Raw genomic sequence first — 13382 nt, forward strand, 5'->3', positions numbered from 1 at the left:
CACCGACGCCTATGCCGCCGTCAGTCAGGCGGGGAGCGTGCCGATCTCGACGTCGTACACGCTCTCGGCCGGGCTCGACATCACTCGGTCCGCCATCTCCTGCTTGAGCACTGCCAGGCGTGACTCGTCTTCGGCTGTCCGGTCAGTCTTGCGGGAGAGAGTGATCAACTCGTCGACGACAAATCCCTCCCGAACAGTCAGCGTGGCGCTCGCGCCGCGATAGCCGACCCGAAAGACATACAGTGCGAGCGTATTTCCTCGTTCAGGCCGGGCCAGGGAACTGTCGACGGTGTACCGCTCTTCGGTCACTGCGCGCGTGACCAACTCGAACGCGTCGCGCACTCCTGGTCCGCCGTGTGCAGTGGTGACGACCAACTCGCGACGCTCGACAGAGCCTTCCCCGCCGAGCACACCGAGTGCGCGCTCGAGGACTTTGTAGGCATGCGCCACGCCTCCCGGTGCCTGCGGCCCGTGATAGTGCAGAGCATCTTCGTACGTGAAGTCGAGCGTCGTACCGTGATCGGTCACGATCAGCGAGTCGGTCATGATGGGCATCCTTGCCGGTCAGTGCTGGCGGTCGATCGGATTGTTACGCGAGACGATGAGCGGATCGACCGGCGTGAAAGGAAATTGCGGCAGATCGCGTTCCGGAACACCGAACGAGGCCGAGAGAACTCCGCGCGAGAACGCGGAAGCCGTTGCACGGTAGCCTATGTCGCCCGGTGTCGGCTGGTCGAAGAAGATGAGGAAGTTGATGTCCTCGTCACCTAGAACCTCGATGTGATGGGGATAGGCACGCGGAACGAAATACACCTGACCGGGCTCCAGTAGGTAGGTGTCGAGCGAACCGTCCGGATCGAGGACCGTCATCCGCCCGTGACCACGATGCACGTATCCCATTTCGGCAGTGACGGGATGCCAGTGTGGCTCACGCATTCCACTCTCGCGAATAGTCAACGAGTACATCGAAAGATCCTCCAGCGCCGCCCAATACTGCTTGCGTGCCACTTTCGCCTGTCCGTACGGGTATGCGAGAGGCGCGATCTGGCCGTCGAGATCGAAGAGATGCGCGTTGGGAAAGCCGGCGGTATCGGGAACGACGGCGGCGCCGTCCCGCCGAACTATCTGGGACGCATCGGCCCTACCGAAGACGTCGAAGGCTGACGCGGCGAGGTCGTAGGTATTGCCGAGCACCGCGTTCGACATTGCGCTGACGCTACTCTGCAACGAAAAGTGCTGCGGGAGTGAATTACGCAGGGCAGCGATGATCTCCGCCTCCTCCTCTCCGACATTCTCGATGTGATAAATCGCGCCGGATTCGACGTGATACATCTGCCCCGTTCGCACCACGAAACTGGTGAACTCGTCGGCATTGCCCAACATCGAGACGAGCACGGTTCCGCTGGTGACGTAGGCGATCTGGTTCGCGTTGACGTTCCATTGTGGTTCGCGGATCGCGCCGGGGCCGAGAACAATTCGTTTGATCGACAGACCGGACAGGATCGGCAACGAACTCGTGTCGAGTTGCGAGATCGATCCGAGTTCGTTCTCGAAGACACTGGGACCATCGCGCAGCGAGGCAACGTGTGTGGACATGGCCTTTGATCCTTTCGACTCTTATCCTTCCGAATCGCTGACGTCAGTCCTCGATGAAGGCAAGAATGTCCCGGTCCAGGGTCTGCTGATACGAGCCGTAAATTCCGTGCGGTGCGCCCGGATATACCTTCAGCGTGCCCTTCTTCACCAGCTTGATCGCCTTCTCCGCCGCTGCGCCGATCGGCACGATCTGATCGTCGTCGCCCTGAGCGATGAGGAACGGAACGTCGATGGCTTCGAGATCGGAGGTCTGATCGGTCTCCGAGAATGCCTTGACGCAGTCGTAGGCCGCGGCGAGGTTGACCAACATCCCCTGTCGCCAGAAGTCGTCCTTCGCCCCTTGCGAGACGTCGGCCCCTTCGCGGTTCGCGCCGTAGAAGCTCTCGCTGAGATCCTTGTAGAACTGCGATCGATCTCGCAGAACTCCCTCACGAATGCCGTCGAACACCTCGATCGGTGTGCCTTCGGGGTTGCCGTCCGACTTGACCATGATCGGCGGAACGGCGCCGGCGGTGATCACCTTGTCCACGCGCCCCTTGCCGTGCTGCGCCGCGTAGCGGACCACTTCCCCGCCGCCGGTCGAATGGCCCACCACGATCAGGTCTTTCAGGTCGAGCGTGTCGATCAGCTCAGCCAGGTCCTTGGCATATGTATCCATGTCGTTGCCGGTGTACGTCTTCGACGAGCGACCGTGCCCTCGACGATCGTGCGCGATGGTCCGGTATCCGGCGTCGGCGAACAGCTTCATCTCGACCTGCCACGCGTCAGAACTCAGCGGCCACCCGTGGCTGAGGACGATCGGCCGGCCGACCCCGTGCTCGGTGTAGTAGATCTCGGTTCCGTCGGAAGTGGTGATGTAGGGCATGTTCTGCTCTTCTCTGTCGAGTCGTGGACTGAGGTCCGGACGCGGTGCCCGGTTTCCTCACTCTGCGAGTGCCCACTACGGGGGCAGTCGACTCATCGATCGACAGAAATCTGCATGGGGGCAGAAGACTCCGGCCAGACACTACGAAGTGTGGTGTCGGGCCGGACCCTTCAGGCAGAGCGGGAACGATCAGTAATCGTCCTCCGTGTAGACGATCATTCCGCGCAGGTTCTTTCCCTCGAGCATGTCGGCGTAACCCTCGTTGATCTCCTCGAGCTTGTAGGTCTTGGTCACCAACTCGTCGAGTTTGAGTGCGCCGCTTCGGTAGTGATCGAGCAACTTGGGAATCTGGGACCGTGGTCCTACCCCGCCGAAGATGGCTCCCTGCAAACGCTTCTGTAGAAGGGTCAGCTCGAAGAGGCTGAGCGTCACCTGCGAATCCGCGTAGTGCCCCATTCCGACGACCACGACCTGCCCGCCCTTGCCCGTCGCGCTGAGCGCGGGCTGAATGATGTCGCCGTGAATCTCGCCCACGGTGATCACGGTGACGTCGGCCATCTTGCCCCAGGTGATCTCGCCGATCACCGGTAGCGCTTCCTCGAGGGAGGCAAACGTGTGTGTGGCGCCGAATTCCTTTGCCTTGTCACGCTTGAACTCGACGGGATCGATCGCGATCACAAATCGTGCTCCGGCTGACGCCGCACCCTGCACCGAGTTGATTCCGACGCCGCCGACGCCGACGACCACCACCGTGTCACCGACCTTGGCTCCACCGATCGCGGTGGCCGATCCCCAACCGGTGGCAACACCGCAGCCGAGCAAGGCCGCCTTGTCGAGCGGGATGTCCTTCTCGATCTTGATCACCGACGCCTCGTTGACGGTCACGTACGGCGAAAATGTTCCGAGCAGGCACATCTGGATGACCGGCTCGTCGTTGAGGGTGACGCGGTACGTCTTGTCGGAGATCGCCTGCCCGGTCAACAGGCCGGCTCCCTCGTCGCAGATGTTCTGCAGACCCTTCGCGCAAGACGGACAACGTCCGCACGCCGGGATGAAGGCGAGAACCACGTGGTCGCCTTCTTCGACGCTCGCGACACCCGGGCCGACCTTCGTCACCACTCCGGCGCCTTCGTGCCCGCCCAAGGCCGGGTAGAAGGGCAGCGGGCTGGCGCCCGTACGCAAATGTTCGTCCGAATGGCACAGCCCCGATGCGGCGAGTCGGACCTGTACCTCACCCGAGACCGGGTCCCCCAGCTCGACCTCTTCGATCTCCCATGCCTGACCTGGCGCCTTGACTACCGCTGCCTTGACCTTCACCTGCACTCCTCGAAATTCTTCGTGATGCACGGACGACGAAAGAACGCGCCGGCATTTGTGTCGCCGATCACACTCCACCTACGAGTGTGCCTGAAACTACTCGAGAATACCGCCGGTCCGTGCGCCTTTTTGGTACTCGGCGTTACCGGAAACGCGCACGGCTAGTATCAACACAGTGGCCAAGGGAACTCGCAAGACAAGAACTCGCAGCGGCACTCCCGAGCGAGGCGAGTCCGGTCCCGTCGCCGGTACTTTTCCGATCGATACCGGGACGTGCGAACTTGTCCGCGACCAGTACTCCGACGACAGCTGGATCATCCAGATCAACGGAGTGCCCAGTTCCCACGTGAACGTCGCAGATCCGACGGTGCTCGATTTCGAGTACATGCGGTGGATCGCGCATCTGGTCGATTCCGAACGTGACAAGACCGAGCGTCTGCGGGTTCTGCATCTCGGCGGCGGAGCCTGCTCCATGGCCAGGTACTTCGCCGCCACCTACCCCGACGCGCGTCAGGTGGTTGTCGAAATCGACGGCGCCCTGGCCGAACTGGTGCGCGATTGGTTCGACCTACCGCGCGCACCGCTGCTGCGCATTCGTGTCGGTGAAGCCCGCGCCGTCACCGAAACTCTCACCGAGTCCACCCGAGACGTCGTGATTCGAGATGTCTTTGCCGGCAACACAACTCCGACTCCGCTGACAACAGCGCAATTCACCACCCACGTACGACGCGTGCTGGCACCGGGCGGTATCTACATCGTCAACTGCGGCGACACCCCGGATCTTCAGGGCGCGCGCAGTGAAGCCGCAACGATCGGTGCGCAGTTCGAACACATGGCGATCATCGCCGATCCCGCGATGCTCAAGGGCCGTCGCTACGGCAACATGATCATCGCGGGCAGCGACGTACCGATCGGCGGGCAACCCGCGCTCGCGCGCGAGCTACTCGGCGGCGGCGTTCCCGCCCACGTGTGGCAGGACGCCGAAGTCCGCAAGTTCGCCGCGAACGCGCCGGTACGGCAGGACTGAGCGAAAACGCTACTCCCCGCCGAAGACCCTCTCCACCACAGCTTTTGCCCGTCGTGTGATGCGCAGGTAGTTGTCGAGGAACTCCCCTGCGTCGTCGCCGTATCCAGCGACCTGCGCCACCGCCGCGAGAACACGGCCCGGGCCGGGAAGCTGATCGGTCGGCTTGCCTCGCACCAGAACGAGGCAGTTGCGTGCCTTCGTCGCGGTGATCCAGGCGTCACGCAGCAGTTCGACGTCACCTTCGCTGAGCAGTTCCGCGGCGCCGATGGCGTCGAGAGTCTCGAGCGTCGACGTGTTGTGCAGCGACTCGATCTTGTCGGCGTGGCGCAGCTGCAGCAATTGCACAGTCCACTCGATGTCGGCCAAGCCACCGCGACCCAGTTTGGTGTGCGTCGCCGGATCGGCTCCGCGAGGAAGCCTTTCGGAATCGACGCGCGCCTTGATGCGCCGGATCTCGCGCACCGCCGCGTCACTGACGCCGCCTTCGGGGTAGCGCGTCTTGTCGATCATGTGCAGGAACCGCAGTCCCAGTTCAGGATCACCGGCAACCGGGTGCGCACGAAGCAGCGCTTGAATCTCCCACGCCTGAGCCCACTTCGCGTAGTACGCGTCGTACGACTCGAGCGTGCGAACCATCGGTCCGTTACGACCTTCCGGACGCAATCCGGTGTCGACTTCGAGCGGAGGATCCGTGCTCGGTGCCCCGAGAAGCTTGCGCACCTTGTCGGCAATGCTGTTGGCCCACTTGACCGCAACGGTCTCGTCGACGCCCTCGCGGGGTTCGCACACGAACAGCACGTCCGCATCGGATCCATAGCCGAGTTCGCCGCCGCCGAGTCGGCCCATGCCGATGACGGAGAAACTGGCCGGCGCCTCGGTCCCGAGTTCAGTGACGCTGGCCTTGATCACCGCGGAGAGCGATGCATTGAGCACCGCGGCCCACACCGAGGACAGCGCCTTGCAGACGGCGGGAACATCGAGCATGCCGAGGATGTCGGCCGACGCGATGCGCGCAAGTTCGTGTCGCCGCAGCGAGCGGGCCGCGGCAACAGCACGATTGGGATCACTGTGTCGGCCGGAGGCGGTGAGTATTCCGCGAGCGACGTCCTCGGGCTTCGGCTCGACAAGGCGCGGTCCACTCGGCGAATCCGCGAACAAGCGAATCACGTCGGGAGCCTTGATGAGCAGGTCCGGTAGGTACGCCGACGAGCCCAGCACGGTCATCAGACGCTCGGCCACCGCAGCCTCGTCGCGGAGCAGGCGCAGGAACCACGTCTGGTCGACGAGCGCGTCCGAGAGCCTGCGGTAAGCGAGCAGACCTGCATCGGGATCCGGTGTGTCCGCGAGTGATTCGAGCAGAGTCGGCAACAGGAGCGCTTGAATGCGACCCTTGCGTGAAGCGCCACTCGTCAGTGCAGTCAGATGCCCGAGAGCATGCTCGGGCGCCGTGTAACCCAGAGCGGCCAACTGCCGAACCGCGGCTTCTGGTCCCAGGACCAGTGCTTCCTTGTCCATCCGCGCCACCGATTCGAGAAGCGGGCGGTAGAACAACTTGGCGTGCAGGCGGCGAATCCGATGCGAATTCCGCTTGATCTCGGCGCGCAGGACTCCCAGGGAATCCAGACGACCGTCTGGCCGCATGTGCGCGGCGCGGGCCAGCCAACGCAGCGCTTCCTCGTCGTCCGGCGGCGGCAGGGTGTGTGTGCGCTTGAGCTTCTGCAACTGCAGACGGTGCTCGAGCAGGCGCAGGAATTCGTACGACGCAGTCAGGTTGGCGGCGTCGTCGCGGCCGACGTATCCACCCGCCGCCAATGCGGTCAGTGCATCGACCGTGCTCTGGACATGCAACGAACTGTCGGCGCGCCCGTGCACCAATTGCAGGAGTTGGACGGCAAATTCGACGTCGCGCAAACTTCCGCGGCCGAGTTTCAGTTCACGCTCACGCAGTTCGGGGGGAACCATTTCCTCGACGCGTCGACGCATGGCCTGGACTTCGGGGACGAAGTCCTCGCGCTCGGAGGCGATCCACACCATCGGGCTCATCGCCTCGGAGTACTGGCGACCGAGCTCCATGTCGCCGGTCATCGGACGAGCCTTGAGCAGTGCCTGGAACTCCCAGGTCTTGGCCCAGCGCTTGTAATACGTGATGTGGGATTCGAGGGAGCGAACCAGTTCTCCGCGCTTGCCTTCGGGGCGCAGCGCAGCATCGACCTCGAAGAATGCGGAAGTACCGATACGCATCATCTCGCCGGCAACGCGGCTGGCCGTCGCATCGGCCGGTTCGGCGACGAACACGACGTCGACGTCGGAGACGTAGTTCAGCTCGCGCGCACCACATTTGCCCATGGCGATCACGGCGAGCCGGATCGGACAACTGCCCTCGGGGCACACCGTTGCGATAGCCACCGCCAGTGCGGCGGTCAGGGCAGCGTCCGCGAGATCGGAAAGCTGGTGACCCACAGTCTGATACGGCACTACTGGTTCGTTCTCGACGGTCGCCGCAAGATCAGCCGCAGCCAGCAGCATCAGCTGGTCCTTGTAGCTCTTGCGCAGAGCAACAACAGCTTCCGGCCCGGTCAGGGTGGCGCGGTAGGTCAGCGAGCCTTCGGTAGCGCCCTCGTCGAGGGTGGCGCCCACGGCCTCGAGCAACGCTGCGGTGGCCTCGTCCTTGGTCGGCAGAGCGGTTCCGTCGAGCAGTTTCCAGCCGATCGGATCCGCGGCCAGGTGATCGCCGAAGGCCGACGACGCACCCACGAGTGCGAACAAGCGGCCTCGCAGGTTTTTGTCCTTGCGCAATGCCTGATCGAGTTCGCGCCACCCGTCGTCGAGCCCGTCCTTGATCCGCACAAGGGTGCGCAGAGCGAGGTCGGCATTCGCGGCACGCGAAAGCGACCACAAGAGTTCGATGCTCTCGGCGTCGACCCAACCGAGCTGACGCAACTCGTCGGCAGCGGTGGGCTCGACCAGCCCGAGTCGACCCGGTCCTGGAACTGCTGATCTCGCAGCGGGCGGTTTCACCGTCACAGACCGAGGTAGGTCTTGAGCTCGAACGGCGTCACGTGGCTGCGGTATTCCTCCCACTCACGACGCTTGTTGCGCAGGAAGAAATCGAAGACGTGTTCGCCGAGTGCTTCGGCCACCAGTTCCGATTTCTCCATCTCGCGCAGAGCGCTGTCCAAGTTGCTCGGCAGTTCCTTGTAACCCATGGCGCGGCGCTCGGCGGAGGTCAACGACCACACGTCGTCTTCTGCCTCGGGCGGCAAGGTGTAGCCCTTCTCGATGCCGCGAAGACCGGCAGCAAGCAGGACCGCAAAAGTCAGGTACGGGTTGCAGGCCGAGTCTGGGCTTCGGATCTCGACGCGGCGCGAGGACGCCTTGTTGGGCGTGTACATCGGGACGCGAATGAGAGCCGATCGGTTGGACGGGCCCCACGACGCAGCAGTTGGTGCCTCTCCCCCGTGGACGAGTCGCTTGTACGAGTTGACCCACTGGTTCGTGACCGCACTGATCTCGTTGGCGTGCTCGAGGATGCCGGCGATGAACGCCTTGCCGGTCTCGGAGAGCTGCATCGGATCGTCAGGATTGTGGAAGGCGTTCGTGTCGCCCTCGAACAGGCTCATGTGGGTGTGCATCGCGGAGCCGGCCTGATCACTGAACGGCTTGGGCATGAAGCTCGCCCGGACGCCTTCACCGATCGCGACCTCCTTCACGACGTATCGGAACGTCATGACGTTGTCGGCCATCGAGAGTGCGTCGGCGTAGCGCAGATCGATCTCCTGCTGACCCGGCGCGGCCTCGTGGTGGCTGAACTCGACCGAGATGCCCATCGACTCGAGTGCGTCGATGGCGTGGCGGCGGAAATTCGGAGCCGAATCGTGCACGGCCTGGTCGAAGTATCCGCCCGAGTCGGCCGGGATCGGCGGAGTGCCGTCGATCGGGCCGTTCTCCAGAAGGAAGAACTCGATTTCCGGGTGGACGTAGCAGCTGAAGCCCAAGTCGCTGGCCTTGCTCAACTGGCGACGCAGTACGTGGCGCGGATCGGCCCACGACGGCGAACCGTCGGGCATCGTGATGTCACAGAACATGCGCGCGGAATGCTGCGCACCGTCCTTGTGGGCCCACGGCAGGATCTGGAATGTCGAGGCGTCGGGCCGAGCGACGGTGTCGGCTTCGGAGACTCGAGAGAATCCCTCGATGGCGGAACCGTCGAATCCGATTCCCTCCTCGAAGGCGCCTTCGAGTTCGGCGGGGGCGATCGCCACCGATTTGAGGTACCCGAGAACATCGGTGAACCACAAGCGGACAAACCGAATGTCGCGCTCTTCCAGGGTACGAAGCACGAATTCTTTTTGGCGATCCATGCACGCGAGACTAAGCAAGCTACGTTAAATCTGTGTTACATCAGTGGTCCCGGTTAACAGAGTGATTGGTCACCATCGAATAGGCGCAGCGTACGGCGTCGCGCCGGTTAACATGTCAGACCCTCTTCCGGTGCCTTCAAGTAAACGAAGTAGTCGACGACGGCATCGTCGACGCAGGAGTTTCCGTCCAGAACCACCGTGTGTTGGGTTCCGTCGAACGTGATCAGGGCAGCGCCCAACTGCTTGGCGAGATCCACTCCGGCCTGATACGGCGTTGCCGGATCCTGCGTCGTGGAGACGACGACCAACTGAGGCAGGCCGGCATCGGCGAGCGCCTGGGGGTCGAGCGCGTGGGGGCTGCCGGTAGCCGGAACGGGCCAGAACGCGCACAGGTCGAGCGGCGCTTGACCCGTCCCGCGGCCGTCGTCGAGGAACGGCGCCGCCTCGCGGTACCGAGTGTCGGATTCGCCGGCCTCGGCGCGGTCGGTGGTTGCCGGATCGTCCACGCAGCGAATGGCGTTGAACGCGTCGTTGATGTTGGAGTAGCTGCCGTCATCCTCACGGCCTTCGTACATGTCGGCGAGATTGAGCAGCGAGTCGCCGCGTCCGTCGGCCAGACTCGACAGACCCCCACGCAGCGGCGTCCACAACTGTGGCGAATACAGAGCCTGCTGCACGCCCGTGATCGCGTCGGAATAACTCAGCCCGCGCGGATCGGTGGTCTGTGCCGGCTTCTCGATCAACGGATCGACGAGTGCCTGAAAGCGTGCCTGCGCCTGCGCCGGATCATCACCCAGCGGGCAATCCGTTCGCGAGACACAGTCGGCGACAAAGGCGTCGAACGCGCCTTGGAAGCCCTGCCCCTGCAAGACCACTTCGTCGACCGGATCCTGCTCGGGGTCGAGCGCGCCGTCGAGGACCATCGCTCGGACGTTCTGCGGAAAGGTTTCCGCGTACGTGGATCCGAGCCGGGTCCCGTACGAGAACCCGAGGTAGTTCATCTTCGGATCGCCGAGAACGCCCCGAATGACGTCCATATCTCGCACCACCTCGTAGGTACCGACATGAGCGAGGAACTCCGTACCGGTCCGCTCAGCGCACTTGGCGGCGTAGTCCTTGCTGTCCGCCTCGGCGAGAGCGATGCCCTCCGGCGTCATGTCGACGTTGACCTCCGCACGCTCCGCGTCGGTCTCCTCCGGCGTCAAACACCGAACCTGCGGGGTCGATGCCCCGATCCCCCGCGGATCGAAGCCGATCATGTCGAAACGTTCCTGCAGTTCGGTGCCCGAACCCGATGTCGCCATCGACAGCCCGGACCCACCCGGCCCGCCGGGGTTCAGCAACAGTGAGCCGATGCGGTCGCCGGTTGCCTTCGAACGCGAGATCACCACCTTCGCGGTGTCGCCGTTCGGATTCGCGTAGTCGACAGGAACGCTCACCTCGGCGCAGTCGACCCCACGCCCCAGCGGCGCAGTTCCTTCTTCGACAAATTGGTCGCACGAACCCCAGTCGAGCGTCTGCTCGTAGAATTTCTCGAGGCCGGACGGCACCGCGGACGCGGCAGAACCAGCAGGTTCCACTGATTCGGGCGTGCCTTCCGAACTGGTGCAACCGACAACCAACACGAGCACTGCTGCGCTTCCGGCGAGGGCACCGGAGAGGCGAACGAACTTCGACATGCCATTGATGGTGCCAGGAAACCTCGGTAGCCAGCGGTTCGCCTCGGTTCGGCACCTAACTGACAGGCACGCGGTGATGTGACCCATTGCACCCCGTCAACTATTCGTGTCGGCGATGTCCGGTGGCAGACTGAACACGTCATCACCCACACCCGGGGACCCGAAGGCGATCAACGCTCAGGGCCTCGAGGCCAGAAAGGGACAACGATGTCCGAAACACCTCTCTATGGTTCTGTACCCACTGCAAGCTCTACCGATGCACCGAAGCGTAAGACGCGCATTCACCACCTCGCCGAGATGAAGCAGAACGGCGAACGCTGGTCGATGCTCACCGCTTACGATTACTCCACGGCACGCATCTTCGAAGACGCAGGCATCCCGGTGCTGCTCGTCGGCGACTCTGCCGCCAACGTCGTCTACGGCTACGACACCACCGTGCCGATCACCGTCGACGAACTGCTCCCGCTCGTGCGTGGCGTGGTTCGCGGCGCCCCGCACGCACTCGTCGTCGCCGACCTCCCCTTCGGCACCTACGAGGGTTCCGCCGAGCAGGCCCTTGCGACTGCGACACGGTTCATGAAGGAAGGCCTCGCGCACGCCGTCAAACTCGAGGGCGGCGAGCGGATGAGCAAGCAGATCGCGGCTATCACCTCGGCCGGCATCCCCGTCATGGCTCACGTCGGATTCACCCCGCAGAGCGTGAACTCGCTCGGAGGATTCCGCGTCCAGGGTCGCGGCGACGCGGCCGAGCAGCTTGTGGCGGACGCCATTGCAGTCCAGGAAGCCGGGGCGTTCTCCGTCGTCATGGAAATGGTTCCGGCCGAGATTGCGGGCCAGGTCAGCCGCAAACTCACCATCCCCACCGTCGGCATCGGGGCCGGTTCCGAATGCGACGCTCAGGTACTCGTCTGGCAGGACATGGCGGGTTACACGAGCGGTAAGACAGCCAAGTTCGTCAAGCGTTTCGGTAACGTCGGTGACGAACTGCGTTCCGCAGCCGCCGCCTATGCATCAGAAGTTCGCACTGGCGCTTTCCCGGCCGCAGAACACAGTTTCTGATCCGAGACCGGCGAACGCCGCCTGTCTCTCAACCAGCCAGGGGTGCGTTCAATGATCGGTAACCGTCGAAGTTCTACTGCCGCAGCTGTAGTCGGCGCGGCAGCTCTCGTCACGGTGCTGAGCGGATGCGCGGGAGGGTCCACCAACTCTCCCGCGCCCAGCAGCACTACGCCCGCGAGTTCCACCAAGACGGCGCCGGCAACAACCTCCGCGTCCGGTTCGACGTTCACCGACGCTCAGGTCCAGCAGTTGTGTTCGGATATGGAAGGGCAGCTGCAGAACTGGCGGACCGTCACCCCGACGCTCGGCAAGGGCGGACTGAACACGATCGTCATCACGTGGGCGACGCAGAACGGCATCAACCTGCTCGATCTCGCCCAGAACCGCGAAAGCATCGACGCGGCAACCTCGGCCGCGTGCCCGGACGTCCGGGGCGGCGCGATTTCCGCACTCGAGATCCCCGATCTCGCCTCCGGACTGGTGGGCTTCTGATGAGCGAAACGTCAGCACCGCCGTCGGCTCTGAGGAGTCTCTATCCCCCGATCGAACCCTTTGTCACCGGCTTCCTCGACGTCGGTGACGGCCAGAGCATGTACTGGGAAGTCAGCGGAAATCCGGACGGCAAGCCTGTGGTGTTCCTGCACGGTGGCCCCGGTGGCGGTGCACAACCGGCGGTACGCCAGTTCTTCGATCCGGCCGCATATCGCATCGTTCTACTCGACCAGCGCGGCTGCGGGCGATCCACCCCGCACGTTGCCGACGGCGCCGACCTGTCGGTGAACACCACGGACAAGCTGCTGGCCGACATCGAAGCCCTGCGCGAACATCTCTCGATCGACAAGTGGATGGTATTCGGGGGGTCCTGGGGTTCCACGCTTTCCATCGCCTACGCCGAAACGTTTCCCACGCGCGTCACGGAACTGGTTCTGCGCGGGATCTTTCTCCTGCGTCGTAGCGAGATCGACTGGTACTACAACGGCGGCGCGGGAAACATCTTCCCGGAGCGCTGGGACAAATTCCTCGAACCGGTACCCGAGGCGCAGCGCGGCGAAGACCTCGTCGCGGTCTATCACCAACTGCTCCATTCCGAAGACCCCGACGTCGCGGCCCGGGCAGCGATCGCCTGGTCGGCTTGGGAAGGATCGACGAGCTACCTGTACCCCCAGGCGGACAAGATCGAACAGAACTCCGAGACCAGGTTCGCCTTGGCCTTCGCTCGTATCGAGAACCACTACTTCGTCAACGGCGGATTCTTCGACGAGGGTCAGCTCCTACGCAAAAGCTCCGCCCTGCACGGCATTCCGGGGACGATCGTCCAGGGCCGCTACGACGTCGTCTGCCCCGCCACCAGCGCCTGGGCGCTGCACAAGGCGTGGCCCGAATCCAAGCTCGTGATCGTCGACGACGCGGGACACTCCGCGATGGAGCCCGGCATCGCACATCACTTGGTGGAAGCCACCGATTCGTACCGGTAGCGC

Annotated in this window: 11 protein-coding genes; 4 read left to right on the plus strand and 7 right to left on the minus strand. The window is 63.7% G+C overall.

Annotated features, from left to right (window positions below; translation table 11 throughout):
• Window positions 1-24 precede the first annotated feature (24 nt).
• The 4 genes from R4P70_RS10240 to R4P70_RS10255 all read right to left on the minus strand — a co-directional run bounded on the left by R4P70_RS10240 (window position 25) and on the right by R4P70_RS10255 (window position 3778).
• On the minus strand, window positions 25-546 hold the full coding sequence (locus R4P70_RS10240; RefSeq protein WP_080910122.1) for a hypothetical protein: 522 nt from the start codon (window positions 544-546) through the stop codon (window positions 25-27).
• Between the two features lie 18 nt (window positions 547-564).
• On the minus strand, window positions 565-1596 hold the full coding sequence (locus R4P70_RS10245) for a cupin domain-containing protein (RefSeq protein ID WP_317830776.1): 1032 nt from the start codon (window positions 1594-1596) through the stop codon (window positions 565-567).
• 43 nt (window positions 1597-1639) lie between these two features.
• Window positions 1640-2461, minus strand: a complete 822-nt coding sequence (locus R4P70_RS10250; RefSeq protein ID WP_019748943.1) for an alpha/beta fold hydrolase — start codon at window positions 2459-2461, stop codon at window positions 1640-1642.
• Between the two features lie 189 nt (window positions 2462-2650).
• Window positions 2651-3778 carry an NDMA-dependent alcohol dehydrogenase gene (locus R4P70_RS10255; protein ID WP_020908136.1) on the minus strand — a complete coding sequence of 376 codons (1128 nt, stop codon included), beginning with the start codon at window positions 3776-3778 and terminating at the stop codon, window positions 2651-2653.
• Window positions 3779-3944: 166 nt separating this feature from the next.
• Between R4P70_RS10255 and R4P70_RS10260 the strand changes: the two genes are divergently transcribed.
• The gene (locus R4P70_RS10260; RefSeq protein ID WP_029255610.1) at window positions 3945-4805 is read left to right on the plus strand and encodes a spermidine synthase; all 861 of its coding nucleotides are present in this window, start codon (window positions 3945-3947) and stop codon (window positions 4803-4805) included.
• A gap of 9 nt (window positions 4806-4814) precedes the next feature.
• On the opposite strand, the gene R4P70_RS10265 is transcribed toward R4P70_RS10260, so the two are convergent.
• The 3 genes from R4P70_RS10265 to R4P70_RS10275 all read right to left on the minus strand — a co-directional run bounded on the left by R4P70_RS10265 (window position 4815) and on the right by R4P70_RS10275 (window position 10845).
• Window positions 4815-7829 carry a bifunctional [glutamine synthetase] adenylyltransferase/[glutamine synthetase]-adenylyl-L-tyrosine phosphorylase gene (locus tag R4P70_RS10265; protein ID WP_020969911.1) on the minus strand — a complete coding sequence of 1005 codons (3015 nt, stop codon included), beginning with the start codon at window positions 7827-7829 and terminating at the stop codon, window positions 4815-4817.
• Complete coding sequence (locus R4P70_RS10270) at window positions 7826-9166, minus strand: glutamine synthetase family protein (protein ID WP_003941637.1); 1341 nt, start codon at window positions 9164-9166, stop codon at window positions 7826-7828. The genes R4P70_RS10265 and R4P70_RS10270 overlap by 4 nt, the downstream gene beginning before the upstream one ends.
• A gap of 107 nt (window positions 9167-9273) precedes the next feature.
• Window positions 9274-10845, minus strand: a complete 1572-nt coding sequence (locus R4P70_RS10275; protein WP_030537557.1) for an alpha/beta hydrolase — start codon at window positions 10843-10845, stop codon at window positions 9274-9276.
• A 207-nt stretch (window positions 10846-11052) separates the two neighbouring features.
• Between R4P70_RS10275 and panB the strand changes: the two genes are divergently transcribed.
• Genes panB through pip form a run of 3 tightly spaced genes read left to right on the plus strand, consistent with a single transcriptional unit; the run spans window position 11053 to window position 13379 of the window.
• Entirely contained in the window at window positions 11053-11904 is an 852-nt protein-coding gene (panB, locus tag R4P70_RS10280) for a 3-methyl-2-oxobutanoate hydroxymethyltransferase (protein WP_003941624.1), read from the plus strand.
• A gap of 51 nt (window positions 11905-11955) precedes the next feature.
• A complete protein-coding gene (locus tag R4P70_RS10285; RefSeq protein ID WP_020969914.1) occupies window positions 11956-12396 on the plus strand; it encodes a hypothetical protein in 441 nt (146 codons plus the stop codon).
• Window positions 12396-13379 carry a prolyl aminopeptidase gene (gene pip, locus R4P70_RS10290; RefSeq protein WP_019748949.1) on the plus strand — a complete coding sequence of 328 codons (984 nt, stop codon included), beginning with the start codon at window positions 12396-12398 and terminating at the stop codon, window positions 13377-13379. The genes R4P70_RS10285 and pip overlap by 1 nt, the downstream gene beginning before the upstream one ends.
• Window positions 13380-13382 lie beyond the last annotated feature (3 nt).

This window comes from Rhodococcus sp. IEGM 1241, from assembly GCF_033142365.1.
GTDB lineage: Bacteria > Actinomycetota > Actinomycetes > Mycobacteriales > Mycobacteriaceae > Rhodococcus_F > Rhodococcus_F erythropolis.

Bases quoted from the DNA above. Each gene is read 5' to 3' on its own strand.
- R4P70_RS10240 (WP_080910122.1), bottom strand. From the start codon at position 546: ATGACCGACTCGCTGATCGTGACCGATCACGGTACGACGCTCGACTTC.
- R4P70_RS10245 (WP_317830776.1), bottom strand. From the start codon at position 1,596: ATGTCCACACACGTTGCCTCGCTGCGCGATGGTCCCAGTGTCTTCGAG.
- R4P70_RS10250 (WP_019748943.1), bottom strand. From the start codon at position 2,461: ATGCCCTACATCACCACTTCCGACGGAACCGAGATCTACTACACCGAG.
- R4P70_RS10270 (WP_003941637.1), bottom strand. From the start codon at position 9,166: ATGGATCGCCAAAAAGAATTCGTGCTTCGTACCCTGGAAGAGCGCGAC.
- R4P70_RS10275 (WP_030537557.1), bottom strand. From the start codon at position 10,845: ATGTCGAAGTTCGTTCGCCTCTCCGGTGCCCTCGCCGGAAGCGCAGCA.
- panB (WP_003941624.1), top strand. From the start codon at position 11,053: ATGTCCGAAACACCTCTCTATGGTTCTGTACCCACTGCAAGCTCTACC.
- R4P70_RS10285 (WP_020969914.1), top strand. From the start codon at position 11,956: ATGATCGGTAACCGTCGAAGTTCTACTGCCGCAGCTGTAGTCGGCGCG.
- pip (WP_019748949.1), top strand. From the start codon at position 12,396: ATGAGCGAAACGTCAGCACCGCCGTCGGCTCTGAGGAGTCTCTATCCC.